The sequence below is a fragment of the Hymenobacter monticola genome (assembly GCF_022811645.1).
GTDB lineage: Bacteria > Bacteroidota > Bacteroidia > Cytophagales > Hymenobacteraceae > Hymenobacter > Hymenobacter monticola.
Genome location: NZ_CP094534.1, coordinates 4,640,531 through 4,666,302, shown reverse-complemented (window position 1 = coordinate 4,666,302; position 25,772 = coordinate 4,640,531). Strand labels below are relative to the sequence as shown.

The following is a 25,772-nucleotide window of genomic DNA, read 5'->3' as shown; positions in this document are numbered from 1 at the left end:
CAGCTTGCTGCCAAGTAGTGCTATCTACCCATTTTTTCACCAAATCCCAATGTCCAAGTTCGTTACCGGCAAAGAACTCGAAGAAGTCGTTTACGACATCCTGTTCGAAGCCAAGCGCCAGCTATTACTGGTCTCCCCCTACATCAAGCTGGATAATTACTTCCGCGAAATACTCGACCGCCACGCCCACAATCCCGAGCTGGAGCTCATCGTGGTATTCGGCAAAAACGAGGGCAACATCACCCGCAGCGTCAGCCGCACCGACCTAGATTACTTCACCAAATTCCCCAACGTCACGGTCATCTATGCTCCCAACCTTCACGCCAAGTACTACGGCAACGAGGTAAAAGGCGTGGTCACCTCCATCAACCTCTACGACTACTCTTTCCGCAACAACATTGAGTTCGGGGTCTACAGCGAGAATGCCCCTATCATGGAGAAGCTGCTCGAAACCATCAACCGCAAAAGCCTCGAAGACCAAGCTTTTGAGCAGGCCATGCTTGTGGCCAATTCCCACGATGTCATCTTCGCCAAGCGCCCCGTCTTCAAAATGCGCACCGGCTTCATGTCCAAGATAGTGGGCGGCAAAGACCACCTGGAGCCCACCATCGTCTTCGACGCCATCGAGGAGGTGCTCCACAACCGCCCATACAAAAGCTGCCGCCTCTCCAGCCTACCCAAAGAGGTTGAGTTTAGCCAAACGTTGGCCCAGGTGCGCCCCAGCCGCCAAGAAGTCGAAGCCCGCCTAGCGCCCCAGCCTGCATTCGTTGCCGAGCCGGCGCCGGCGCCATTCGCACCCCCCACGGCGCCAGCGCCCTCTGTAAGCCAGCCCTACCAGCGGCGCGAAACCTATCAGGCTCCGGTAGCTCGCCCCACCGCGCCATCCAATTTCCACCGCGAACCGGCCTCTTCCAAGCCGGAACAAGGGTATTGCATCCGCACCGGAGCCACCATTGCTTTCAACCCCGACCGTCCATTCAGTTATTCCGCATACAAAAAGTGGGCTGAGTTCGGCAACGAAGACTACCCCGAGCGCTACTGCCACCTCACCGGCAACCCCACCAACGGCCGCACCAGCAAGCGCAACCCCATTCTGGCTTCCCGCTAATCAATTCTTCGCCATCTCTCCGCCTATTTGATTTAAAAGCTACATGCAATACAAAGTCGTCCCCTTCACCGCTTCTATCGGCAATAGCGAAACGGCCGAGCACGCCGCTGCCCAGCTAGAGCAACTCGTCACCCAATACGCCGCCAGTGGCTGGTACTACGTTCGCATCGAGCGCGTCTACACCACCCGAGCCGGCACCAACGGCTGCTTTGGCCTCGGCGCGACTCCCGCCACCAACACGTCCGTCTCCATGGTCGTCTTCCAAAGCCAGCCTGCTTAATTCTACCTGGTTTGCCGCTCCTCTGGTTAATCAAGCTCTACTGGTGGGTGTGGCCGTCTGCTCATCGGCGCCAGTGTCTGTTTCGCGTCAGCTGTTCCCGGCACGTCTACCTCCGCACCCGCCGGCATGGTCTGATGGCCGGAATCCAAGCCCTGCAGCACCGCACCCAAAAATGCCGCCCAGGAGCCTACGCCTTCCACCATCCCATCACCGGCCAGTGGCTTCTGCAGCTTCCCGACGGCACCCAAATTCCTGCTGCCGAAGCCGCCCGTAAGGTCTGCTAATTCTACGCTCCACTTTAACACTTTTATGCTCCATGGCCGCCCCCGAAACATTTGTTGACGAGCTGCACAGTCAACTTCTTGCCGCACCCACCCAAGGGGTCCGCATGCAGCTAAATACCCTGCTGTCTCGCTTCGGACGCAGCAATCGCACCACGGCTTTTATGTCCCAATTCGACGAGCTGCTGTTTGCCCGGGGCATCCAAGTGCGCACCCGCCAGCACACCGACGGGTGGGAGTGGAGCACCCTGGCCAAGACCGATATGCTCATCTTTGAGCTAGACAATTCTCCTACCGCCGCCACCAACCGCAGTTACAAAATGCAAACCGTCAACGAGCCGGCCCCCAGCTTGGCGCTATTTAAAAAATACGCCAGCCAAAGCCGGGAGGTCTTGCTCAGTGTGGCCTACGTCGACGAGTACATGAGCGAAGAGCTGAATCAGCTCAGTCGTACCTATGGCTTCGGGGTTCGTGTCGTTTCCGACTACAGCTTTAACAGCAACGTCTACACCCGCGGCCGCATCCGGGGCAAGATTGAGGCCGTGGGGCAGTTCCGTACCAGCTCGGGCCCCGAAGGCGAGGGCATCATGCATACCAAGCTATATGTGTTCTACCTCACCAACGGCAACACCGTTGTCTTCTCCGGCAGCGCCAACTTCACCGCCAACGCCTGGCTGCATCGCAACACCGAGTCACCCCTAGTCATTCAAACCGGCACCACCGACGACCCCCACCTTGCCCTCATGGTCAACGCTGCTGAAAACAGCTGGCAGAAAGCCCAAACCTTTCAGAATATGGAAAATCTACAACCCGGTGATGCCGTAAACCACCCCGACCAAGGCCGCGGCGAAATCTTTAAGATTGACGGTGAAAATGCCCGCGTCATCTTCAACGACGCCATCGTCGTGGTTAAGCTCGCCGACCTGACCCGAGTTGTCGACCCGCTCACTCTTTTGGCTTCGGGCCAAGGTGCCGCGCTGGCTAAAGTGAAAGCCCGCTTTCTTGGCAACTACCTCTACGCCCAGAACTGCCTCACCGGGGAGTTCGAAGATTACCGTATTCGTCCGGTGCCCCACCAGCTGCTGGCACTCAAAAAATTCATCAGCGCGGAGAGCGACGGCAACCTGCTCCTAGCCGATGACGTGGGACTAGGCAAAACCATCGAAGCCGGCCTCATCATCAAAGACGTGGTGCGCCGCTTGGGCGACAAGGCCCGGGTTCTCATCCTCGTACCCGCCAGCTTGAAAGCACAGTGGCTGCTGGAATTGCGAGAGAAGTTTGGCCTCAACTTCCGCGTTTGGAAGCATGATACCATCCCCGGCGCCGAGGCTTTCAGCAATGGTTCCCAGGGCTGCAACCTCCTTATTGCCTCTTACTTCGCCGCCGTGGTAGGCGACATGGAAGATGCCATCATGCGCCACATGGCGCCCTACGATTTGGTTATTGTCGACGAGTGCCACCGTGCCTCCAACGATGCTGTTCAGTTGTGGAAGCTGTTGCGCGACATGCGCAAAGCTGAAAAAATCAACAAACTGCTTCTGCTCTCCGCCACGCCCCACAGCGGCGACCGCAACAAGTTCATCAACTTGCTGCACCTGCTCGACCAAGCCCGCTTCCCTACCAATGACCGCCCCCTGGCGCACGAGCGCATCAGCCAGCCCGAAATATTGCAGGAGTTCGTTTACCGCAACGACAAGCTTAGCGTCACCGACTTCAAAGGCACTCCCTTGTTCCGCGACGTAATGGCCAAAGCCGAAAAAGTCGAGCTGTCTGCCCCCGAACTAGAATTCTGCGAGCTGGTAGTGGCCTACATCGAGCGCCTGCACCAGGCCCAGCAACGGGCCCAAGGCAAGCTAGCCGTGCAAATTGGCTTCGTATCCGGTATCTACCGGAAAATGCTTGCTTCAAGCTGGAAAAACGTACTGCGTTCCATGCGCGCACGCCTGCAGTACCGCATGATGCAAGCTGCCGAAGACTCCGGAGAAATTCCCCCCATCGACGCCTTCTACGACGACAAAGACGATGAAACGCTCAAGGACGAGCGCGAAGAACGCGACATCCAGAAGCTCATCAAGCAAATGAGCTCCGATGAGTATTTCAAAGGAGAAGCCGAAAGCCTGCGCGCGATTGTCGCTGTAGGCGCTGGTCTGGAGAAGCAGAAGATTGATACTAAGGTCGACCGCCTCAAGGAGCTGGTAAACGAACCCGAGCACCAAGACAGCAAATTCATCATCTTCACCCAGTTCGTCAAAACGCTGGAGGTGCTGCGTGAGGCCTTAGGCGGTCGGGAGCACACTGCCGAAATTCAAGGCGCCATCTCCATCGAAGACCGGCAGCGCGAGGTCAGCAAGTTCAAAAACAAGGTGCGTTTCATGATTTCCACCGAAGCCGGTGGTGAAGGCATCAACTTACAGTTCGCCCACAAAATCATCAACTTCGACATGCCCTGGAACCCCTCGCGCCTGCAGCAGCGCATTGGTCGGGTATGGCGCTACGGGCAAGAGAAAGACGTGACGGTTATCAATTTTTACGTCATGAACGCCATTTCCGACCAGCGCGTGATGCAGCGCCTCGACGAGCGTGTGGATGAGATGGTCCGCAATTATTTGCTCACCGTCACCTTCCAGCACGTCCCCGAGCAGCTCCGCGACGCCCTGGTGTACGACTTAAAAATGCGCGTCCTCGGCGCCGTTCAAGAAGAAAAGGGTGGGGAGTTCGAAAACATCATCAGCGAGCTGAACGACAGCCTGAGAGAAAAGCGGGTAGAGCAGGCCCTGGGCCGCATCAACGAGGCCATCAAGATGGTCACCGCCGAAAACGACTACTTGGCACGCAGCGTGGGCACCGAAGTGCGCGACCTGGTAAAAGACATGGCCGGGTTCTACGCCTCACCCGAGGTGCAGTATCTGCAGCTTTTTGCTATCACCATGGCCGAAGCATTAGGAGGCAGCATGCACCACGACCATAACCAGAACGTTCACACCTTCACACTGCCTGAATCCGTTAGCCGTGACTTCGGAATAAGCGCCAGCCTCTACCAAGACCGCGCCTTTACGTTCGAACAGGGCAGGGTCGCCGATGCTAAACTCGGTGAGAAGTTCGAATACTTCGGCTTCGGCAATACATTCTTCAATGAGTTGGTGGAGCTCTGCCGCAAGGCTCAGTTCGGCGGCCAAACGGGTTTTGCCGCTCCGCTGCCCATGACTCTCGCTGGAAAGAATGCGCAGGTCCTTGCCCTCGTCACCGCCCAAGTATCCACTATTCTGGCCACTGGCTCCCAAGAGCGCACGGAGCAGTACCCCGTCTGCGCATTTGTCGCCCTGCCCAGCGGCGAGCAAGTACTTCCCGAAGACCTGTTCCGAGCCGACTGGAAAGCCGGTGCCGCCCGCTCCATCTCCTTAAGCGACGGCAACCCCAACTTCCAGCAGCTGCTCTTGCACCAACAGGAAAAAATCAAAGCCCTGCGCCGGAAAGACTTCAGCCTAAGCAATGTCACTCTCGATGCTGCATTGGCTTAGACCGATTTAGTGATTCGCGATGCTTAGTCTTATGCATTAAACACAAGGCCTTTAACAATGTCGTCATTAACTCCTCTGGATAAACACAAGCTGGAAAAAGCCTTTAACATGGCTAATGGCTTTGTATTAGACTTCTCGGATAAATCCTTTCAAGCCTTCGCATTGGATAGCGTTAAGCTTGATATTCAAGACGAAAAATATAATCTAAACTCCGGTTCCAAAGCAAATAGACTTCGTTCGTTCTGGGCCAAGGAATCTGACCAGGTAGTAGGCAAGCTTACTCACGACATGCTCGGCTATTGGAAGTATCGTAAGGATGATGCTGGGGCTGAAATATCAGAAGTCGAGCAAAAAGCTTACGAAGAGGCTTGTCAAATAAGTGAGCGTCTAAAAGGCAGGACGGATGTAGAACACATTGAAACTGCTCAAGTAATTGCCAAAGACGAGAACTTCCAGTTGCTAGCCAGCCAAATCAAGGACAACATTGAAAATGGCCAGCCAGAAGCGGGACTTGACCGACTGCATACCTATCTGATGAAATACTTTCGCCACCTGTGCGAAAAGCGTGGCATTGCTGCTGACAGGGATGAGCCATTGAATAGCGTATTTGGTAAGTATGTCAAAGCTTTGCAGGCAGCTTCCTTAATCAAATCAGATATGTCCGAACTTATTTTGAAATCTTCAATTAGCCTTTTGTCAAAATTCAATTATGTGAGAAATAATCAAAGCTTAGCTCATGACAATAAAACTCTTAATCGGGAGGAAAGCTTTTTGATTTTTAGAAATATTTCTGCTCTAATGAAGTTTGTAGAGTCTATAGAAGGCATTTAGACAAGGTAGGGCCCTTCTAAAATAGATTAGTCCATCTATTTTAGAAGGGCTCTGTGAAAGTCAGCAATGGGCTATTTCAGACTTACAGCACGCCATCCTAGTCATTAAGAAAGCTGTTGTTATTGACATACAAGGAAACGAGTAGGTGAGCCGCTGTTTTGTGATTTTGGTGCTCACGCTAGAAGCTTGCTACTGGTCTTTATCATGCAAGTACAGGTGCCCTTCTTTCTTGCAGATTAAGAAGGGTGTCAAGTTGCCTTGTGCATTTTTTTAGCAAAAATTCTTTGCTATTTGCTAATATTAATGGTAAGTTTGAGGACACTTAAACCCACTGTTAGTATGGCTAAGCGCAAAGATTACCAAGTCCGTCTCCAGAACCTTCGCAGCCGACGATACGATGTAGCGCTTAGCCGGGCAGTTGTCACTGAGTCGTTCAGTAAGGAGGCTCGCGCCAGCGTTAAGTACGTCTACGAGGCCATGGAGCCTATTGGCGCGAGCTATACCAACAAGTCATACGATGAGGCCAAGCGCGTACAGGCGCAGATTGACACATTGCCGATAGCGTTCCAGTTTGACTATCAGGGTTCAGTTCCCCTCAACACCCATATCAAGCTGCACAGCGACCTTGATATTCTGGTAGTCCGCACAATTGCTAATCTAAAGAGCGGGTTCACTGCCGACCAGTTAACATCCACTATCAACCTACTCAAGGACGCCCGGACCAATATTGAAGCTAAGTTGCGAAGCGCATACCCAACCGCAACCGTTGACGCTTCAGGCTGCAAATGCCTCAACATTAGCGGCGGCTCCCTCAGTCGTAGCTTCGACATCATCATGTGCAGTTGGTACGATAACTATGCCTATCAGCAGTCAGGTCTAAAGCAGCACCGGGAAATCTGGCTCCATAACAAGTGCAAATTCGGTGAATTCGACAACCCTTTCAGCCATATGCACCAGGTTAACCTGAAGGATACACGGGTAGGGGGCGGCTACAAGCGCATTATCCGTCTGCTCAAAACCCTGCGTTCGGATGCGGCCCCTCAGATTAAGCTGTCCAGCTTTCTCATCACCAGCGTGATGTACCATATGGCTGATGCAGAATATTCCCAAACCAACTACTCAGTTGCAGCTGCCCGCCGCATGAGCATGCTGGTTAACACCCGCAACCACTTAGATAAGGTTGTAACCAATCAGGCCTACCGCCGGGGCCTGAGCAGCCCTGACAACTCAGAGAAGCTGTTTGATGAAAACGACGCGACATTGGTAACGGAGCTTCGTAAGCTGCGCCAAGAACTGGACGATATTCTAATGGACTTGGCGGAAGAAGTAGAAAGCACTTCCTACTATCAAAAGACCTTCAGTAACCCCAGCGAAGCATTTTTAGCCCTCAGTAAAGCCAGTGTCATCTATGGATAGCCAACCCACGAAGCCCCGGTTGTTCATAGGCTCGTCGTCTGAGGCACTCACCACACTTGATTTGGTTGCGGGGGAATTGGCTGATGTGGCCAGTTGCCGGGCTTGGCCCGGCATTTTCGAACAGAATAAGAGCGGCCTGGCGTCCTTGTTGAAGGAGGCCAGGGTGTGCGATTTTGGTATTCTCATTGCTACCCAAGATGACCTGCGCGAAAGCCGGGGTACCACTCAGCGTACCCCACGCGACAACGTTATTTTTGAGTTTGGCCTGTTTCTCGGAGCAGTTAGCCCTAACCGCGTCTTTCTACTGGCCGAAACCGGCACGGCCTTGCCCTCTGACCTTAATGGCATCAATGTGAGCTTTTACACATTGGAGTTGGGCAAGCACAACTCACTGCCCACTGTCTGCAAACAAATTAGCCAGCTTATCAAAAAGCTGTCGAGTCAGAGCGAGTTAGGCTTTTTGCCTTCTACCGCCTTGGCAGTGGGGTACTATCATAACTTCGTGCGGCCCCTTTGCAAATACCTCCATCAAGATGGGCGAGTATACCTCCAAAATCAAAGCCAGCCCATACACGTCCGCAGCTTTAAACTGAATGTACTCCTGCCTGCGGACCTGAGCAGCAATGGCGTGAATGACTTTGTGGCCCGCTACAATCGCCACCACAACCTTCAGGCTGCTGCCACCGAAATGGCCAACTCTCAAAAGCGCGGGTACCCCTTCCACTTTCGCATCGACCCGCCTGAACAGGACCTTTCTGCTAAGGTCGAAGTGCAGCTTTTCGATGTGCCAACTACCCTCACCACCATCGTCAAATCCATCGACCTCTGCCTTGATTCATCGTTTATCGGTAAAGACGACAATAAGCAGTACCTGAAGTCGCGAGAGTTGGCGAACTTTGCTAATGTTCTACAAACGCTCGTTGACGATGATGACAACGCAAAGAGCTATGTGGAAATAGCGTTGAATATCAGGTTGTGAAGTACACTAAACTCTCTTAATGCCCGCCGACCGCTCCCCTGAATATCTGGCTAGTCTCGTCACCGAGTTATGCAAGCAGCCCCGTGAAACGGAGTGGTTGGAGTTTAAGACGAACAATTCCGAGCCGGCGGAAATTGGCGAGTACCTATCAGCACTCTCAAATTCAGCTGCTTTGGCTGGTAAAGCCACCGGCTATTTGATTTGGGGCATTGACGATGTAACCCACGGTATAGTAGGTACCTCATTCCAACCCCACCAGCGTAAAATCGGTGGCGAGGAGTTGGAGAGCTGGCTTCTGCGTATGCTCACGCCCAAAATTCATTTCACCTTTTACGAGGTGCAGTTGGAGGGGCATGCGGTGGTTGTCCTCGAAATCGAACGGGCCTTTCGTCATCCGGTGCGCTTCCAGAGCGAAGAATTCATTCGGGTGGGCTCTTACAAGAAAAAGCTTAAAGACTTTCCTCAGAAGGAGCGGGAACTGTGGCGCATTTTCGACCAGACACCTTTCGAGGAGGGTCTAGCTGCCGAAGACCTTTCACCGGATGAGGTGCTGCGTTTGCTCGATTATCCGGCCTACTTCGATTTACTAAAGCTGCCGCTGCCCTCTGATAAGAATGGCATCCTAAGCAGCTTGCAGGAGGATGACCTGATAATGCTTTCTGCTACGGGCTCGTGGCACATCACTAATCTTGGCGCTATTCTTTTTGCTAAACGCCTCAAGGACTTCGCTAAGCTGCGCCGCAAAGCTATTCGCGTTATCCAGTACCGCGACAACAGCCGCTTATATACCATCCGTGAGCAGGAGGGAGGCCGCGGCTACGCCAATGGCTTCGAGGGCCTGATTGAGTTCATAAATAACCTGCTGCCTACTAATGAGGTGATTCGACAGGCATTGCGCGAAACCGTGCCCATGTATCCCGAGTTGGCAGTGCGTGAGTTGGTGGCCAATGCCCTCATTCATCAAGACCTTTTTGTCTCCGGTGCCGGCCCCATGGTTGAGATTTTTATCGACCGCATTGAAATTACCAATCCTGGCCCACCGCTCGTCGACACCCAACGATTCCTCGATACCCCACCCAAGTCCCGCAACGAAGGGTTGGCTTCGCTCATGCGTCGCCTCGGCATTTGCGAGGAGCGCGGTAGCGGCGTTGACAAAGTTGTGGCCCAGACGGAAATCTACCAGCTTCCCGCTCCTCTGTTTGAAGCCCCGCCAGAAGCAACCCGTGTCGCCCTCTTTGCTCACCGCTCACTGCGCGACATGGACCAGGCTGACCGCATCCGTGCCTGCTACCTGCATGCCTGCCTGAAGTATGTCAACCGGGAGTTCATGACCAATACCTCTCTGCGCGAACGATTCGGTATTGAGCCTCGCAATAGTGCTACGGCCTCCCGCCTCATCCGCACTGCCCTTGATGCCGGTGCCATTGCTCCCTTCGATTCTACTGCGCCCTTCTCACTCATGAAGTACGTGCCCTGGTGGGCCGCTCCTCCTTTGCCAAGACCCTCTTGACGGGCATTTGATTGACTGTCTTCTCAGCCGTTCTAAAAGACCTATTCTAGCTAGCAGAGCTTATTTCATCTATGGATAGGGTCTTGACACGCATTTGACAGATGGATGAGTTGATTCCACTGTCACACTGTTCGAAGCCTTGTTATCAGTCTATTGGCTATTTGACAGGCTTTTGATTTGCAAAACAGCAGGAGTTCTAATGAGTGCGTTTCTGAGTGGTTCCAGATTGAGGTTAGTATCTAAGTCGTCAGCTTGATAAGCTTAGCTGCTAGTGCTACCCTCTACAATTTCTGACAGCGCTGACTGCTTAGTCACCTCCTCTGCGCCGCCAAGTTCTCCACTTTAGGCCACCAGGCCTGCACCTTGGGCAGCCGCAGCTGCTGCCCATTGAAACGCTGCACACCGTAGTCGTGCCCGCTCAACTCACCAAACCCTTCGGCCACGCGCACCCGATAATCTTCATCCACCCAGAATAAATGACGGTCAAAAGCCCGGTGTAGGTTGGGACATAGCGCTAGCCCATTGCCAATGCTATTGTCATGCGTCACCGACCAAGGCACAATATGGCAGGCATCGAGGAGGGGAGCTGCCCCAGTGGTGCTAACTAGCTGCAGGCCCGAAACCGCACAGGTCGACTCGTAGGCCCGCAGAACTTCCCGACTAAATACAGCGCTTCGCACCAGTAACTCTGTTTCGTCGGCCACATCTACTACACGGTTATATACCGCGGCGGGCTCTTCTAGCATCTGCCGGCCCAACTCATCCAATTTTTCCTCCCCAGCCCGCGGCCGGAAATAGTGCCGCGTCAACGGGAAGTAGCGTACCAGCAGCGCCTGCCTTATTTCTTCACGCGCCAGCGGTTGCAACAGCAATTCCCACAGCGGCACATCCAACGAAACGTAGGCAATAACGTCGCGCAAGTGTCCGAAGCTGCGAACCGACTTTGATGCAGTCACGAGCAATTCCAGCCCGGGGCGTGCGTGCAGGTGCCAGAAGCCACTGCTGCGCAAATGGAAGAACGGTAATTGAAAAGGACACGCTCTGTATTCCGGCCCTGGACTAAGCAACTGACAGTAGGCCTTGAAGCCTGCAATCAACTCTGGTGTAATCTCGATGCGGTTATCCTGAATTAATTGCTCTTCAATGCCTTCAATCACGGCAAGCAGCAGCGCCGGCTTGTACGGCGACTCAATTCTTACTCCGTCTACCCTCTCACCGTCTACTCGTAGCTTGTTGAGTCGGGCCAAGTAATAATCAAGGTTGTTCATGAATTGGTAGCAAGGCCAGGCGAGTAACCCTTCAAAAGTAGTGGAACACGGCAAATTGGTCAATTGGATGCTTCGCAGCCACCACACTGGCTGATTTCTATACGCTTTTTGTGCTATAATTCAGGTTTTTATGATGCTTGTGCTCCTTAATGATTTACCCAATCCGATGAGCAAGCTTGCCAAAACATCTATGGATTCGTTGAGCTATCTAAACAGCTAGGTAGGTTTCCGAATAGCATTATTGACAACTGCATTCCTTGTATGCGTCGAAAGCAAGCATTGCCAGATAAAAAGTTTGGCTTTATCAAAAATAATGTTGTAAATCGGTCATCAGTTCACCACTACCCTGGTTATGAAAGAAGAACTCAACACTCCGGAAGACGGGACAGCTTCCCTATTCACGAAGACGCTCCTAGTGCTTTATGCCAGTCTGCTGGCCCTCACCAGCACACGTGCCGAAGCTCATGCGGTAGCGGTAAGCAACATGCCAGATGAAGATTTTGCCGCTCGCTTCGCCAATCTGAAGCGTCGTCCGCAACTTGTTTTAAAGCTGAACTTGGCCAACTTGGCCGCAAGCAAAGCCATGATGCATACTTCCCACCGGTCGCATAGTTCGCACAGCTCGCACTATTCGTCCAGCAGTGGCGGACACAGCTCGCACATGTCACATAGCTCTCACTACTCGTCATCCAGCTACAGCGGTGGGAGTGGAAGTTCCTCTTCCAACTCCTACACACCCAGTATATCTCCAAGCTACACACCTAGCATATCTCCGAGCTATACGCCTAGTTATTCACCCAGCTACACCCCACGCTCGTCTACTCGTCGGCGTAGCTCTCGTTCTCGTTCCTACTCGAGTACCCCGACCTACAGCAATTCCTATTATTCCGTGCTCACGCTGGGCGACCGGGTGCTTCAGCTTGGTGACCGGGGCAGTGATGTGCAGGAATTGCAAATGTTGCTACTAGGCAAAGGGTACAACATTGACGCTGATGGTACCTTCGGCTTGGGTACTAATGCGGCTGTAAAGGCCTTTCAAAGGGGACAGGGCCTTACCGCCGATGGGATAGTGGGCGCCCAAACGATAGCCGCATTGCGCGGCTATTAAATCCCAGCTACTGGGTGTCGCATGTTGCAACTTGGCTTTGAATAGCCAATGGCCCCCATCAACATAAAACTTTTCTTACTGCTTCCCAGCGGCTTCTACCATTTATGTACATAACCATTACCCCGCCAGCAGCAGAAGTCCTAATTGATGCAGCACAGTACAGTCGTACTGTTATTCATAAGTGCTTTTACTGGTACACCCGCGATTTCAATGTCGAAATCACTTATACTGCATCAGCACAATGGCGCATCATGCTCACGGCCAAAGAGCTGGAGGCCAAGCAGCCATGGGAACAACTGCCAGCCCGTATCAACAACGACCTGCTTGACTTTTCTCTCCGCGAGATAGTAGCCGAAGAAACCCGGACCATCCGCGAATTGCTTGTGGCCAAAGCCTTTGCCAACTACGACACGCAGGACGTATTAGAATCAGACATATCCGACCCGGTTGGCTTCCACCCCGAGCACCGTATTCTGCCGTGATAGCTGCTGCCCCCGACCGCAAAACCCGTAAGTTTCGCGACCCTTCCGAGTACTCCCTCACCTCAGAATACCAGCTGTTGCCATTCCGATTTCACGTCATCAACGACGAGCGGGAAGTGCTGGTAAATGAAGTGGGCGACTTCCTGCTGGTTGACCGCGGTACCGTCGACCGACTGGTGCACCGCGAAATCGACCGGGAAGCCGAGTCCGAGTTATACGCCGACCTGCTGGCAGGCTTTTTCATTTCGGACGAGCCTACCTTACCCTTACTCGATGTGCTGGCCACCCGCTACCGCACCAAAAAGGCCTTTCTCGACAACTTCACTGCGCTGCACATCTTCGTGCTTACGCTACGCTGCGAGCATACTTGTCACTACTGCCAAGTTTCCCGCGTCACGGCCGACAAGAATGCTTTCAACATGTCGTATGCCCACCTCGACAAGGGTATCGACCTAATGATGCAGTCACCCAATCCACACGTCACCATGGAGTTTCAGGGCGGCGAAGCTTTTCTGGCTTTCGATACCCTGCAGTATGCAGTTGAACGTGCCGAGCGGCTAGCGGCGCAACACGGCAAGCACATCACATTCGTGGCCTGCACCAATCTGGCCATCGTTACGCCCGAAATGCTGGCCTACTGCCATGAGCATTCCATCCTGATTTCGACTTCTCTCGATGGCCCCGAGTTCATTCACAATGCCAACCGGCATCGCCCCAAGCGCAACAGCTACGAGCTGACAATTAACGGCATCGGGCTGGCAAGGGCCGCCGTCGGCCCGGACCGGGTATCTGCCCTAATGACCACCTCCAACTTGTCGCTAGAGCACCCGCTGGCCATTGTCGACGAATACGTGGCACAGGGTTTTAATAGCATTTTCCTGCGCCCCATCTCGCCTTATGGCTTTGCCCTGCGCAGCGATAAAAAGAACAAGTACGCCACCGATGCCTTTTTGGCTTTTTACAAAACGGCCCTCGCACACATTCTGGACTTAAATTTTAGCGGCATTCAATTCCGCGAGGATTATACCACTATCATCCTGCGCAAGATGCTGACGCCTTTTCCTATCGGGTACGTCGATTTGCAGTCGCCCGCTGGCCTCATCAATAGCGTTGTAGTATTCAACTATGATGGAGCCGTGTATGCCTCAGATGAAGCCCGCATGTTGGCCGAAATGAATGACCTAGAATTCCGCCTGGGCCACCTCGATACGCACACCTATCAAGAACTGTTTTATGGCGCTAAGGCACAGCAAATAGCGGCTGTATGGGCCAATGAGGCCTTGGCGGGTTGTTCCGAATGTGCCTTTCAGTCCTACTGTGGAGCCGACCCGGTGCTACACCACGCCACGCAGGGTGATATGTATGGCCACCGCCCCACCAGCGTGTTCTGTCAGAAAAACATGGAAATCATTCGCTATTTGTTCGAACTGATGGACCGCGACGCACGCATCGAGCGCATCTTTCGAGGCTGGGTATCCAATTTTAGTTAGCTATGCTTAGAATTAGAGGAACCGCGCACCACCTGCTAGCACCGCTAGTCGGTACGGTTACGTATGACCCCACCGCAGCAAGTGCGCAGCGGATATTAGTGATACCGGCCGCACAGTTGGAAGGTAGTGTGCCCCAGGGCTTCGCGGCCGTCGTGACCGATGCAGTACTTGAAATGTCCAGCGACGGTGGCCCTTGGGTAACTAATGTGTTGGCCCTTGAACAGTTGGCTGATGGCGACGTGCTATCTATTGACCCCAACGGACTCATTAATCGTCAGTACCGAGCCGACTCATATCAGAACTTCCTGTTAGCTACCGAGCGTTGCAACAGCAATTGCCTGATGTGTTCCCAGCCGCCCAAAGACCGGGATGACGTGCCCTACCTCATGGAGTTGTATCGTCAGGTGATTCCGCTCATCCCAGTGTCATGTCCCGAGCTTGGTATCACTGGCGGCGAGCCGACGCTCTTGGGCGATGCTTTCTTCGAGCTATTGCAGCTGTGCAAAACCCACTTGCCAACTACAGAGCTCCATTGCCTCACCAACGGCCGCACATTTGCCTGGCGCAGCTTTGCTGAGCGCTTAGGCCAACTGGAGCTACCGCAGCTTATGTTGGGAATTCCGCTGTACGCCGACCACTATTCCCTACACGATTACATCGTGCAGGCCCCGGGCGCTTTCAACCAAACGGTGCAGGGCTTGCACAACTTGGCTCTGTTCAATCAGCGGATTGAAATCAGAATAGTGCTACATCAACTGTCTATTCCACGATTGGTTAAACTGGTTAAATTTATTTACCGCAATTTCCCTTTTGTCGAGCACGTGGTGCTCATGGGCTTGGAAAACACCGGCTACACTCCGCACAACATTAACAAGCTCTGGATTGACCCTGCCGATTATATTCCGCACCTAACGGAAGCAGTCGAGTTTCTAGCTATGAACCGCATGAATGTGTCCATTTACAATCATCAGCTGTGCCTACTGCCTGAAACGTTGTGGTCCTTCGCTCGCCGTTCCATCTCAGACTGGAAAAACGTCTACCTGCCAACCTGCGAACAATGTTCAGTTAAGGATATGTGCGGTGGTTTTTTCGCTTCATGCACCACCTTGCATAGCCAGCACATCAGGCCTATTATGGCCGAAGAACCCATTTATGAAACCAATGGGTAATTCGATTTAACTCCCTGCCCCAAATAAGTCTAGTTGATTATTTCGGTTACTTACGTACCGCACCACGTTTTCCTTTGCATAGTGTAGCCCCCCTAGCCGGTCAATCTTCTGCTTCACCAGCCCAATGGCCCATGGCATTTCCTGCTCAATATGCTTGGTGGTGAAGCGCAGTACATCCCAATCGGCCGCGGCCGCAATTTCGTTATTGCGCGCTTTATCATAAATCACTGCCTCGGGACTCATGTGGTACGTGTCTCCGTCGCATTCCACGTCCACGTTGCCCTTGGCGCAGTAAAACACAAAGTCGCAGACCCAACTCTTTCCATTGGTGCGCAGCAGCACTTGCCGTTCTGCTGGCAGGTTCTGCCGTCGCAGCTCCTGCCAGAACACGTCCTCCAGCGGGCTTTCGTGGAACAGGTCGTTAACCTCCGTTGCCTGCGAAAACTTTGCCCAGGTCGTCGGCACAAATAACAGCCGCCGGCCCCGATAGCTCACTATCGGCTGAGCCAGCTCTCGCAACGGCCCAAACGATATTTTGTGATACGTCTGGCCGGAGCGGCTGCTGTTGGTTTCTTCCGGAAATAGCTCCGCCCGTGTCACTACTTCCACTTTCGTTATGGCCGCATAGTACCGCACGCTATACCGCTGCTCTTTGAAGACCTGCGGAAAGTAAAACGCCAGAAACCGCACCGTTCCCTGACGCAGCGCGGCCGGTATCCGGCTGCTGGTCGGAATCCGGTACCACTGCTGCGTCTGCGCGATATAGAAGTCACTTGGCTCTTTTGCCAGCACCACCAATACATCACAAACCGGGTAGGGGCCTCGCATGACAGTTTAGAGACAGTTTTCACTGCAATTACGCAGTGTTTTTATGATAGCCAACAGTAGCCATAATGCAGTCCGCTCCGTCGCGGCCAAAGCACGGCCAAACTGCGGCCAAACCGCGGCCAAATACACGTTGCAACTCATTTCCAAAAGTTGTGGAAAATAACAGCTTTCGGAAACGGGTTTATCAATTCACGCCACTTCCTGTGCCCATTCCCAATCCTCAGCTGCTTCATCGGGCCTATTCGCCCGCGCCAAGGTCATACGCACCAGTACCGTCAAACCCAGTAGCCCCACCGTCGCTGCCAAACTCGGGCGCTGCCGCTGAAACAGCCGCACTACATATTCCACCAGAATAGAGGTAGCCGGCCGCTGGTCCAGCAGCACCGGCAGTACCGCCCGCCACTGGCTCGGCACCCCCGGCCGGGCAATAATGAACTCCCGCGCTTGCCCCGGCAGGCTTTCTACCCGGGCCTCAATCAAAATTATCAAATTACCCATTGTCTATTCTCGTTATCGGATAAAGTAATTGATGGCTAGCGCGCAGCACAGCACCCTAGCACTTTACCTGCCACAGCTCGCCCCACTTCGTCGTAAACGCCGGGCTTTTCGCGTTTCGCCGCATGCCCCAGGGCTCGCGCGTACCGGGTGCCGGCACCGCGGCGGCCACCTTCACCGCGCCGGTCCCGAAACGCCCGTTCAGCGCATCCAGCGCCCTCATCAGCTTGGCCCGCGCCGGCGACGTGGCCACGTCCCCGAACAGCGAGGCCTGTTGGTTGACCCCGGCCCGCTCCAAACCATCTAGGACCACCCCCGCCTTCACGTAGCGCAGGCCCGGTCGCCAGATGCGCTCCAATCCCCGCTGCGCCCACTTTGTTAACGTCAGAGTGTCGTCGGTGGCCACCGGCAAGGTTAGCTGCGCCGAGCTGGAGTAGGGCGGGGGCATGTTGGCGAAGCGGCTGGTTTCTACGGTCACCGTCAGCAGCCGCGCCGCCAGGCCGTCGTGGCGCAGGATTTCCCCGGCCCGCGCCGCGTGCGTGGCCACCGCTCCGGCCACCTGCTCCATCTCCGAGAGCACCTGCCCAAACGAGCGCGACTTGCACACCGACTTGCGCACATCCGGTTCCACCACCACGCCCGAGCACGAAAACCCCCGCAGCTCGTGCAACAGCCGTGCGCCCACCACACCGCCTAGGTTCTTCCGGGCCCAGGCATCGCCCACGCCCGCCAGCTGCGCCGCCGTGCGCACCCCCACCGCGTAGAGCTTGCCAGCGTTTTTGTGCCCCACGCCCCACACGTCTTGCACTGGCACGCGGCTTAAGGCTTCGCGCCGCTGCGCCTCGTCGTCGAGCACCAGCACCCCAGCACCCATACCCGCCAGGGCGTCTTTCTTGGCCAGCCGGTTGGCCACCTTCGCCAGCGTCTTGGTTGGGGCCACGCCCACGCATACTGGAATGCCCGTGCGCTGCCGCACTGCCCCGCGCACGTCACCGGCCCAGCCTGCCAGGTCAAAATGCTGCTGCATGCCGTGCAAATCCAGAAAGGCTTCGTCCACCGAGTATATTTCCACCGCTGGCGCCCGCTGCTGCAGGTACCACATCACGCGCCGACTCATGTCCCCGTACAGCTCGTAATTCGAGGAGCAAGCCACCCCGCCGCGCTGCTCAAACTCTGCCTTAACCTGAAAATACGGCACGCCCATTTTCAGCCCCAACGCCTTCGCTTCCTGCGACCGGGCCACGACGCAACCATCATTATTTGAGAGCACCACCACCGGCCTACCTTCCAGCTCTGGCCGGAATACCCGCTCACACGAAGCGTAAAAATTGTTGCAATCGACCAGGCCAAACATAAGGCAGTAGGGTAGTGGGCTCGCTTCATTCGGAAGGGGCCAGGGTAAATCCCAAAAGTTGAGTTGCTCTTTGCCTTGAAGCCAGGAGCTCTGTAGAGCCTAAGAAACTATTGGGGCCGCACGTAGCTCAACCCCCGTCTTCCCTCCGTCACGAGAGGATGCAACACCAACACCACCACCCCGAAAATTCTCAAGTTGTCCGCATTCCGCACCACAATCGGCGGATAAGCCGGATTCTCCGCCACCAGCGCTACAGAGTCGACTCGCTTCGACAACCGTTTCACCGTGTACTCCCCCTCGACGCAGGCCACCACAATATCGCCGTCCTGCGCTAGCATGCTGCGGTCCACCGCCAGCACGTCGCCATCGTGGATGCCCGCGCCCCGCATGCTTTCGCCGTGGGCCCGCGCCAGAAACGAAGCGTCCGGGTGCCGCAGCATCAACCGGTTCAAATCCACCAGCTCCGATTCGTAGTCGGCGGCTGGCGAGGGAAACCCACACGACAGCAACAGATTCATCATGGGCAGCGGGTGAGGGGATAGTAGGGGATATGCTTTCCCTAAAAGAATGACGTGGTCCATATGGGAGTGGGTTATGACTGTTAATATTGTAGACTGCTAATGTATTTTAGTTGCTTAGCAGTCGCAATTATACGACAATGCTAACGAAATTAGTTTTGATAATGCTAATAAAGTTGTCGTAAAATTGTTTAACACATTGGTGGAATGAATACTAAAATTTAGTTTGTAGTCCCCGCAGTACCATTAGGATATGCCCCAAACCAAAACGAGCGGACCATCTGGCCCGCTCGTTTCCGCACTACACCTCAAAATGTGGCCGGTCCTTGAAGTCACCGGGGAAGTCGCCGCCCCAATGCACCCGCGCATCGGCCGCCTTCATTAGTCGCGCAAACTTGCTCAGCAGCAGTCCCGACCACGATACCTCGCCATCGGCCAGCAGAAACGCCACGTCCAAGGCCCGCGCCGGCAACAGGTTATGTTTCGACTTGCCCCCGCGCTTGTACGTCACCACCGGCCCCGGTTTGCTCCGGCCCTGCGCAAACAGCTCGTTCTGCCGCTCCGGCGACCGGTAGCAATCCGTCAGAATCGGCACCCCGGCTAGCCGCAGCACCGGGTCACCCATCCACCGTGCCAACGCCTGCGAGTACGCCGCGGCCAGACTCGGCACCGCCTGCCCGAGCCGGGCCGCCTGGATGCGCTGCTGCACGTCGCTCAGCTTCGGTACCGGCCGCAACTTCACGGGTGCCAAGCTGGCCACTGTGCTACTCAGCCCCGTTTCCATTGGTCAGGTTGCCGCTAGGGCCTGTTTTCTCGACCGGCACCACCTCGACCGGCACCTTCACCACTTCCTCGGGTTTCTGCAGCGCCTTGCGAACCGTCGCCCAAATCGTGACCAGCGCCACCAGCGCCTGAATAACCAAATGCCCGTAATTCTCAATCTTCGACGGGTCGGGCGGGGTTAATTCGCTGCTCACCACTTGCCCCAGCAACGCCGTGGTTACAATGTGGGAGATATGTCCTGCTTTCGTGCTGCTAAACATGGCATGTTGTCTAAAAAAGTGAATAGTAACTTATTTACGACAAATGTACTGCCAATAGGCAACTTTTATTTAATAATAGTTTGGCGATATTGCTCACCTAGTAATTGTACTTTAACTGTATTGTGTTTCCGTTTGGGCGGGCCCCCGGCCCTGCGCTCCGCTCCGGGCCGGGGTCAGGCTGTCCAGGGGTCCGCTTCGCTGGCGTGCTGCGCACCACTCCCGTTGGTCGTGCCCTTCCTATCCTTCCCGCATTCTCCCGACGCTTCAGCTGCTCAGCGCGACAACTGCCCTACGCTCCGGCCCACCTCATTTCGCTCCCTACGCCAACGCGGCGCACCGTTCATCGCTCCTGGCGTCACTCTTTACTAGGCTTGCTATGGCTCCGGTCGCTGCATTTGGCCGGCCTGCGCTACCGAAAAAACCCACCGCACATCAATACACTTGCTTCAACTGATACAGGGGCCGCCACCTGCTGCTCAGCCACCCGCCACCCACCCACGCAGCAGGCCGCGCCCCTGATACTCCCGATACAAGACCAAGCGCCAGCCCACCCCACGGCCCGCTTCCCGCTGGTCAGCCAGCCGCCCACCGCCAACCCACCGCACCGCCACCGTGCCGCGCAGGGCCAGAAAAAGGCCCCACGCCGCCCGTCAGCCCCACCTGATTAGGTTGCAGGCCGCAGGCCAAAAAGAGCCTGCCACCCGCGAATAAAGCTTGCGTTCAAGCCACGCAGGCAGAAGCTAGGCCCGCTTCGCGGAGGGTTTCATTGGGGAGCACCCCAAGCCCCCGCCATCATGCCCAGGCTAACGCCCGGTCATCTGCCTCGGCTCCCGCAGCCCTAATGGGCTGCTACCGCCTCACAAGGTCGGCTCCGCCGAGTGTCCATTGGGGGCCTCAGGCCGCCCCCAAACCCCCAGGCCGAGGCATCTAGGTCGTTGTGTCAGGTCACCCGGCCCGGCCGCCAGCTGGCCGCCAAGTGCCGGCTCAGTCCAGGGGCAGCAGCTCCACCGGCCGCCCCAGCCGCCGGGCCGCTTTCAGCGTGCTCAGTGTGCCCTTGCTCTGGCCGTCCCACACCACCAGCACCAGCGCGGCCCGCTTCACTATCTCGGCGTTGCGCACATGGGTAGCGGCCGTGGGGCCGTGGGCGGCATAGTTGGGCCGCAGTTCCGTCAGCGGCACCTCGTGGGCCCTGGCCCAGCTAGCCGCCAGGGCATCCACGCCGGCCGCGCCCCCGCTCACCACTTCCGCCGGCTCCAGTTCGGCCAGCCGCCGCACCAGCGCGGCGCAGCTTTTCACGCCCCGGCTACCCACCACCGCTACCGCCTTATTTTTGTATTTTTCCATACTTAAAGATACGCCAAAAATATTTGCGAGTAAACCGTATTTTAGTAAATTATAGTTTGATTTACTCGTTTTTATTAGTATCTTTAAAGTGTAGTCGGGAAGGCCCTGGCTACCCGCCCACCCGGAGGCCTACGGCGCGGGCACCCCACGGCTAACATCTACAGCCATGCAACCCAATCAACTTTTGCAGCTCGCCGCTGCCGCCTGGAAAGGCCCCGCCCTCTGCTCGTTCTCGGGCATCTACATTTCGCAGTCCGCCGCCACCTATAGCAAGGGCGGTACCCGTTGGCACGTCATGCTCAGCCTGGAGCAGCGGCCGGAGTGCCAGCCCTCGGGCGGCTTCGCCGGCTCGTCGCCCTGCCCGTTCGAGGCGCTGCGCTTAGCCTTTCGGGCCATGCGGGCCGCGGCCCCCGGCTATGCCTTCGCGGCCGTGTGGGAGGTGATGAAGGCCGAGGATGAGTTTGCCGGCGTCCCCGCCCGTGCCTAGCGTCGCCATTGCCCCAGCCGCGCCCGTGGTGGGTGCGGCTGGTGGCCAGGTCGCGGCCAAGTGGGCCGCCCTGCGCGCCGCTCTGGCCAAGTTGGAAGCCAAGCAGCCGCCCCGGCCCGTAGCAGCACCCGCGCCGGCTCCCGTCTGCCCGGCCACTGTGGCCGCCCGCCACGCGCTGGCCCGCGCCCACTCCGCCTTTTTCGATGCCCGCGCCGTCAAGTATGCGCTGCGCGATGACTACCGCACCCAGCCCGGCCGCTTTGCCCAGCTGCGCGCTGCCATCATCCGCTGCCGCGAGGCCCAGGCCAGATACAGGGCTGCCGCTGCTGCTTTTCATGCTAGCCCCGCCGGCACTGCCTTGCAGGCTGCCCGCGCCAAGTACCCCCGCTTTTAGCTAACAGGCCCGCGCACGCCCGGCGTGGGCCCCTAAGCCCCCTTTTCATGGATTACGAACCAACCGAGGCCGAGCTCAACGGCCTCAGCGGCGATGAAATGGCCGCTGATGAAGCCCAGGCCGCTTTCTACGAGCAGCAAGAAGAGTGGGAACGACAAGCCTATTACCACCACGAGCAGGAACAAGAAGGGTGGGAGGACGGCGAATACGAGCAGATGATGTTCGAAGTCGAAGGCCACTAAACCAACATTCACCAGGGGTCGCCAAGCCGGGCGGCCCCGCAAAACCCGCCTAACAATGGCAAAAATCGCTACCACCTACCAGCCCCAATTACTCGACCCGCACAGCGCCTCACCGCAGCCGGTCAGCCCCGCCAACGGCCGCAGCTTCAAGCTGGCCGAATTATACCAGCTGCTCGACTGCCGGCTAGTTGATGTCATCCGCCTCACGCCCGAGCTCATTCTCATCATCGACGACGAAGGCAAGTTCCGCAACCCGGCCTACCTCAACCTGGTGGCCACCTACCTCTGGTACCACCACCAGCCCGAAGCGCGGGGCCAGGATACCATCGTGGGCCGCGCCATCCTGTGCCACGATAAGCAATTCAAATAGAACACTTACGGCGCAGGGGCCGGCCGCTAACAGGCCCCACCTTTTTCATTTCCAACCCCCAACCATTTCCCTTTATGTCCACCAAAGTAAAAGCTCAGAGCAGCGCCGCCACCGAAGCCGTTGCCGCCCCCACCACCGCCCCCGAAGCCCCTGTTTTCACGCTCAGTGGCCCCATTACGGCCGTGCCCGCCTACCTCACCGAGAAGGCTGACGAGGCTACCGGCGAAGTGGTGCAGGTGTCGCGCTTCCGCTACCTGCCCGGTCACCCCCGCCAAGTGCGTTTCGATGCCAAAGCCGGCCAGTTCAACATCGGCGGCACTGTGCCGCTTGGCAATTCTCTTTCCTTTATTCCGCTGGCCTGGCGCGTGTTTCAGGACGACATTCTGAACATGAGCCGCAAGCTGTGGGCCGAACTGTTTTTTGCCGACGACAAGGGTGCTATTTGTGCTGTGCTCTTTCACGGCTACAGCGTGGAAAACCTCTACCGCCTCATCGAGCCGCTGTTTTACGACGACCTGACCCTGGCCGACGTGACGGTAAAGGTCACGGCCGAGAAGAAGCAGACCACGAAAGACGGCAAGACGGCCACCTACTACATCGCCCAGTTCAGCTACGAAGCCGCCGACGCGGCCGAAGTAGCCGCCCGCCGCGACTTCGCCCGCGACTTCCCCATCTGGCGCGCCGAAACCTACACCGGCAACGCCGACACACGCATCCAGCACGGCTACACCGTGCCCGTCGAAGACGACCCCGAGGGCCCGGAGCCTGCCGCCGCTGAACCGGCTGCATTACCCCTGGCCGCCTAATGCCAAGGCCCCGATGGTGCTCGCCGTGGGGGCCACCCGGCTTTACTCACTCATCAAATGCGATTCCCGATGAACTACACCACCGAAATGCCTCAGCTTACCCTTGAGCAGCCGGCTCGCGACGAAGCCGAGGCCGCCTTGCTGGTCCAGTTGGCCCAGCTCTTAACCGCTGCCGACCCGTTGCCCGACCTGCGCGACTTGGCCCCGCAGGTGCGCCAGCTCTTTCCCGAGCCCGCGTACCTGGTCGGTTGCGGCAGCGCCCATATCTGGCTGCACCGCGCCGCTGACCCCAACCGCCTGGCCCTTATCCGCTAACCCTCTTTTCTGAACCCTCATGTTTCACGCCCTTACGCATCATCCCGCCCTGACCCAGGCCCAGCACCGAGCCCTGCCCCAGGTTTCCAACACCGACTTGTCCGAACTCAAAGCCGGCATCATGGGCCAACTGCGCCGGCCCAACCCGGTAGCCCTGGCCTACGGCAGCCATTTCCATTCCGCCGTGCTGGAACCGGCTACCTACGCCCGCACCGAGGAGCGCGGCATCAAGTGGACCGACTTGGAGATGCTGGCCCGCCAGGTGCGCCGCCAACGCTACTGCCGCGACATTTTATACCGAGGCCAGGCTGAACAGTCCTACACCGCCACCCACACGGCCACCGGGGTAGGAGTGAAGCTGCGCCCCGACCTATTGGTCCGCAGCCCCGCCGGCCGCCAGCTCACGCTCATCGACTTCAAAACCACCAGCAGCCCCGACCGGGCTCACTTCCTGACCACCATCGAGAAGTACGACTACGACCGTCAGGCCGCCCTGTACTTGGACGTGCTTGGCGCTACCCGCTTCCTCATCATCGGCGTGCAGAAGAAAGCCCCGCACGAAGTGTGGCGCGTTGAGCTAACGGCCATGCCCGGACTCATAGAGCAGGGCCGCAAGAAATACGCGGCGCTGCTCTATGAGTCCGGGCATGGCCGGCAAGTCGCCGGCTTATCCATTCCATTTATCTTGCCCGCGCCGTTGGCGTTGGCTGCCTAATTTTTGCCCTCAGGTACTTCTAAGCCCCGCCGGTAAATTGCCAGCGGGGTTTCTTATTGGCGATACAGGCCGGTGGCAGCCTTCAGCCGTTCAGAAATACGTGTACGTAAGCTCAATGGTGCCAACACTTCTATATCATCCCCGAAACTCAAAAGCAGCGTTTGCAACTCTGGATTCAGCACCAGCTGCAGGCTGATTTCAACGACATCACCGGTTATCGTATCCGTCTGCTGGCTGGGATGTAGGGGCTTAGTTAGCACGTATTGCCCGCGCCCGGCTCGAAAGCGCAGCCGCACCGTTTCCAGTACGCCCCCCTCCGGCACCGATACTCCCACAACATCCGCGAACCGCGCTGCTAAATCGGCCCTCGGCGGCTGATACGAAATGGTTTCATCAGCAGCTACACCCTCAATACGGTCGAGCGCGTAGTTGCTGATGCCTGACCGTCCCGAACCCTGCCCCACCAGAAACCAGCGGTGGTTGTACTGCTTTAGCAGGTACGGCTGCACGGTTTCCTCCCAAGCCTCGGCCGCGCCAAACGCCCGGTAGCGCAGCAGCAATACCTGTCGTGCCCGAATGGCCTGATACAGCGGCCCCAAAAACGGCGTGCCCGCATAGTCGGGCACCTGCTCGAACCAGATAACCGACTGCCCGGCCGCGTCGTCGGCGGGCTGGGCTTGCAAGTGGGCTTCCACGCGCTGCACAACGTCGCCCAATTCGTCGCTCAGTCCCAGGCCCTGAAACTGCCGCAGCGCCGCCAGTGCTTGCCGTAGCACAGCCGCGTCGCCGGTTTCCAGAGGACTATTGTGGAGGCGGAAATTATCATCGGTGTAGTGGTAGCCCCGGTCGCGGGTGTGTGCGATGGGGGCATTGTAACCAGTACTGCCGCCTTCACGCATATCGGCTAGGTCCTGCGAGAATTGCCGAGGGCTAAGCTTGTGGCCGGTCAACTCCCAAAATTTAGCCGTCACCGTTTCCCTCAACGTTTGAGAGGTCCATATTTTTTGCCGGCGTTGCAAGCACTCGTCAATCAGGCGGTAGCGGGTTTCTGGTTCTTTGGTAGTCGGCATAAATTATTTTCTACTTTTTTCGACAATGCAGTTCAGCTGCATTTCGGGGCAGTTGGTTTGCAGCATGAACCAACCCGCTCCCGCCGCGCCGGCACTTTCGCCCGCTCAAAGTACGAACTCCCCCGTGCCGCGCTTCGTGCTGGCCGCTATTACCTGCCCTCGCTGCGAGGGCAGCGGCCGTCTGCCCCAGTTTCGTCACGTCGAAGCCGGGCGCTGCTTCCGCTGCCAGGGCGCGGGTCAGCTGTCCGTTGGACGGGTGGCCTGAAAATAAATCGAAAGTTTTTTCGCCGATGCAGTTAAGCTGCATTCCTGCCACTAACCTTTGCATCAGCATTCCCCTTCCGGACTACT

30 protein-coding genes are annotated in these 25,772 nt (G+C 56.6%); 21 read left to right on the top strand and 9 right to left on the bottom strand.

The window, feature by feature from the left end; genetic code table 11:
- Positions 1-49 precede the first annotated feature (49 nt).
- The 8 genes from MTP16_RS19510 to MTP16_RS19480 all read left to right on the top strand — a co-directional run bounded on the left by MTP16_RS19510 (position 50) and on the right by MTP16_RS19480 (position 9,923).
- The gene (locus tag MTP16_RS19510) at positions 50-1,108 is read left to right on the top strand and encodes a phospholipase D family protein (protein ID WP_243512989.1); all 1,059 of its coding nucleotides are present in this window, start codon (positions 50-52) and stop codon (positions 1,106-1,108) included.
- A gap of 43 nt (positions 1,109-1,151) precedes the next feature.
- Complete coding sequence (locus tag MTP16_RS19505; protein WP_243512988.1) at positions 1,152-1,388, top strand: hypothetical protein; 237 nt, start codon at positions 1,152-1,154, stop codon at positions 1,386-1,388.
- Positions 1,389-1,399: 11 nt separating this feature from the next.
- On the top strand, positions 1,400-1,672 hold the full coding sequence (gene yidD / locus MTP16_RS26105) for a membrane protein insertion efficiency factor YidD (protein ID WP_380285866.1): 273 nt from the start codon (positions 1,400-1,402) through the stop codon (positions 1,670-1,672).
- A 161-nt stretch (positions 1,673-1,833) separates the two neighbouring features.
- Positions 1,834-5,187 (top strand): helicase-related protein, encoded by a 3,354-nt coding sequence (locus MTP16_RS19500; RefSeq protein ID WP_243512987.1) that lies wholly within the window; start codon positions 1,834-1,836, stop codon positions 5,185-5,187.
- A gap of 57 nt (positions 5,188-5,244) precedes the next feature.
- Complete coding sequence (locus MTP16_RS19495; protein ID WP_243512986.1) at positions 5,245-6,018, top strand: abortive infection family protein; 774 nt, start codon at positions 5,245-5,247, stop codon at positions 6,016-6,018.
- Positions 6,019-6,357: 339 nt separating this feature from the next.
- Positions 6,358-7,434: a nucleotidyltransferase family protein gene (locus tag MTP16_RS19490; RefSeq protein WP_243512985.1), complete on the top strand. Its 1,077-nt coding sequence runs from the start codon at positions 6,358-6,360 to the stop codon at positions 7,432-7,434.
- On the top strand, positions 7,427-8,413 hold the full coding sequence (locus MTP16_RS19485) for an STING domain-containing protein (protein ID WP_243512984.1): 987 nt from the start codon (positions 7,427-7,429) through the stop codon (positions 8,411-8,413). The genes MTP16_RS19490 and MTP16_RS19485 overlap by 8 nt, the downstream gene beginning before the upstream one ends.
- Before the next feature lie 19 nt (positions 8,414-8,432).
- Entirely contained in the window at positions 8,433-9,923 is a 1,491-nt protein-coding gene (locus tag MTP16_RS19480; protein WP_243512983.1) for an ATP-binding protein, read from the top strand.
- Between the two features lie 311 nt (positions 9,924-10,234).
- On the opposite strand, the gene MTP16_RS19475 is transcribed toward MTP16_RS19480, so the two are convergent.
- Positions 10,235-11,191: an HNH endonuclease gene (locus MTP16_RS19475; RefSeq protein WP_243512982.1), complete on the bottom strand. Its 957-nt coding sequence runs from the start codon at positions 11,189-11,191 to the stop codon at positions 10,235-10,237.
- 352 nt (positions 11,192-11,543) lie between these two features.
- Between MTP16_RS19475 and MTP16_RS19470 the strand changes: the two genes are divergently transcribed.
- The 4 genes from MTP16_RS19470 (at position 11,544) to hxsC (ending at position 15,440) form a co-directional block, all read left to right on the top strand.
- Positions 11,544-12,299 carry a peptidoglycan-binding domain-containing protein gene (locus MTP16_RS19470; protein ID WP_243512980.1) on the top strand — a complete coding sequence of 252 codons (756 nt, stop codon included), beginning with the start codon at positions 11,544-11,546 and terminating at the stop codon, positions 12,297-12,299.
- Positions 12,300-12,403: 104 nt separating this feature from the next.
- A complete protein-coding gene (gene hxsD, locus MTP16_RS19465) occupies positions 12,404-12,781 on the top strand; it encodes a His-Xaa-Ser system protein HxsD (protein ID WP_243512979.1) in 378 nt (125 codons plus the stop codon).
- The gene (gene hxsB, locus MTP16_RS19460; RefSeq protein ID WP_243512978.1) at positions 12,778-14,271 is read left to right on the top strand and encodes a His-Xaa-Ser system radical SAM maturase HxsB; all 1,494 of its coding nucleotides are present in this window, start codon (positions 12,778-12,780) and stop codon (positions 14,269-14,271) included. Before hxsD ends, hxsB begins: the two co-directional genes overlap by 4 nt.
- Positions 14,272-14,273: 2 nt before the next feature.
- Entirely contained in the window at positions 14,274-15,440 is a 1,167-nt protein-coding gene (hxsC, locus tag MTP16_RS19455; RefSeq protein ID WP_243512977.1) for a His-Xaa-Ser system radical SAM maturase HxsC, read from the top strand.
- A 6-nt stretch (positions 15,441-15,446) separates the two neighbouring features.
- On the opposite strand, the gene MTP16_RS19450 is transcribed toward hxsC, so the two are convergent.
- The 6 genes from MTP16_RS19450 to MTP16_RS19425 form a co-directional block, all read right to left on the bottom strand.
- Complete coding sequence (locus MTP16_RS19450; RefSeq protein WP_243512976.1) at positions 15,447-16,235, bottom strand: endonuclease domain-containing protein; 789 nt, start codon at positions 16,233-16,235, stop codon at positions 15,447-15,449.
- Positions 16,236-16,457: 222 nt separating this feature from the next.
- Entirely contained in the window at positions 16,458-16,766 is a 309-nt protein-coding gene (locus MTP16_RS19445) for a hypothetical protein (protein ID WP_243512975.1), read from the bottom strand.
- Between the two features lie 55 nt (positions 16,767-16,821).
- A complete protein-coding gene (locus tag MTP16_RS19440; protein ID WP_243512974.1) occupies positions 16,822-18,117 on the bottom strand; it encodes a Y-family DNA polymerase in 1,296 nt (431 codons plus the stop codon).
- 107 nt (positions 18,118-18,224) lie between these two features.
- On the bottom strand, positions 18,225-18,638 hold the full coding sequence (locus tag MTP16_RS19435; RefSeq protein ID WP_243512973.1) for a LexA family protein: 414 nt from the start codon (positions 18,636-18,638) through the stop codon (positions 18,225-18,227).
- A 298-nt stretch (positions 18,639-18,936) separates the two neighbouring features.
- Positions 18,937-19,419: a M15 family metallopeptidase gene (locus tag MTP16_RS19430; protein WP_243512971.1), complete on the bottom strand. Its 483-nt coding sequence runs from the start codon at positions 19,417-19,419 to the stop codon at positions 18,937-18,939.
- Entirely contained in the window at positions 19,400-19,678 is a 279-nt protein-coding gene (locus MTP16_RS19425; protein WP_243512969.1) for a hypothetical protein, read from the bottom strand. Before MTP16_RS19425 ends, MTP16_RS19430 begins: the two co-directional genes overlap by 20 nt.
- 371 nt (positions 19,679-20,049) lie before the next feature.
- Here MTP16_RS19425 and MTP16_RS19420 point away from each other — a divergent pair, with 371 nt between their 5' ends.
- The gene (locus MTP16_RS19420; protein WP_243512967.1) at positions 20,050-20,346 is read left to right on the top strand and encodes a hypothetical protein; all 297 of its coding nucleotides are present in this window, start codon (positions 20,050-20,052) and stop codon (positions 20,344-20,346) included.
- Between the two features lie 316 nt (positions 20,347-20,662).
- On the opposite strand, the gene MTP16_RS19415 is transcribed toward MTP16_RS19420, so the two are convergent.
- Positions 20,663-21,022: an SLOG family protein gene (locus MTP16_RS19415; protein ID WP_243512965.1), complete on the bottom strand. Its 360-nt coding sequence runs from the start codon at positions 21,020-21,022 to the stop codon at positions 20,663-20,665.
- A gap of 166 nt (positions 21,023-21,188) precedes the next feature.
- Between MTP16_RS19415 and MTP16_RS19410 the strand changes: the two genes are divergently transcribed.
- From MTP16_RS19410 to MTP16_RS19380, 7 genes are all read left to right on the top strand, one after another.
- Positions 21,189-21,509 carry a hypothetical protein gene (locus MTP16_RS19410; RefSeq protein WP_243512964.1) on the top strand — a complete coding sequence of 107 codons (321 nt, stop codon included), beginning with the start codon at positions 21,189-21,191 and terminating at the stop codon, positions 21,507-21,509.
- Positions 21,502-21,903 carry a hypothetical protein gene (locus tag MTP16_RS19405; RefSeq protein ID WP_243512963.1) on the top strand — a complete coding sequence of 134 codons (402 nt, stop codon included), beginning with the start codon at positions 21,502-21,504 and terminating at the stop codon, positions 21,901-21,903. The genes MTP16_RS19410 and MTP16_RS19405 overlap by 8 nt, the downstream gene beginning before the upstream one ends.
- Positions 21,904-21,950: 47 nt before the next feature.
- Positions 21,951-22,145, top strand: a complete 195-nt coding sequence (locus MTP16_RS19400) for a hypothetical protein (protein ID WP_243512962.1) — start codon at positions 21,951-21,953, stop codon at positions 22,143-22,145.
- A 55-nt stretch (positions 22,146-22,200) separates the two neighbouring features.
- Complete coding sequence (locus tag MTP16_RS19395) at positions 22,201-22,515, top strand: DUF3846 domain-containing protein (protein WP_243512961.1); 315 nt, start codon at positions 22,201-22,203, stop codon at positions 22,513-22,515.
- Positions 22,516-22,589: 74 nt separating this feature from the next.
- A complete protein-coding gene (locus tag MTP16_RS19390; protein ID WP_243512960.1) occupies positions 22,590-23,321 on the top strand; it encodes a hypothetical protein in 732 nt (243 codons plus the stop codon).
- Between the two features lie 69 nt (positions 23,322-23,390).
- The gene (locus MTP16_RS19385; RefSeq protein ID WP_243512959.1) at positions 23,391-23,636 is read left to right on the top strand and encodes a hypothetical protein; all 246 of its coding nucleotides are present in this window, start codon (positions 23,391-23,393) and stop codon (positions 23,634-23,636) included.
- A 19-nt stretch (positions 23,637-23,655) separates the two neighbouring features.
- Positions 23,656-24,351 carry a PD-(D/E)XK nuclease-like domain-containing protein gene (locus MTP16_RS19380; protein ID WP_243512958.1) on the top strand — a complete coding sequence of 232 codons (696 nt, stop codon included), beginning with the start codon at positions 23,656-23,658 and terminating at the stop codon, positions 24,349-24,351.
- Between the two features lie 53 nt (positions 24,352-24,404).
- Here the strand turns inward: MTP16_RS19380 and MTP16_RS19375 are convergent, their stop codons facing one another.
- On the bottom strand, positions 24,405-25,421 hold the full coding sequence (locus tag MTP16_RS19375; RefSeq protein ID WP_243512957.1) for a helix-turn-helix transcriptional regulator: 1,017 nt from the start codon (positions 25,419-25,421) through the stop codon (positions 24,405-24,407).
- 64 nt (positions 25,422-25,485) lie between these two features.
- Here MTP16_RS19375 and MTP16_RS19370 point away from each other — a divergent pair, with 64 nt between their 5' ends.
- Positions 25,486-25,686, top strand: a complete 201-nt coding sequence (locus MTP16_RS19370) for a hypothetical protein (protein WP_243512956.1) — start codon at positions 25,486-25,488, stop codon at positions 25,684-25,686.
- Positions 25,687-25,772: the final 86 nt, after the last annotated feature.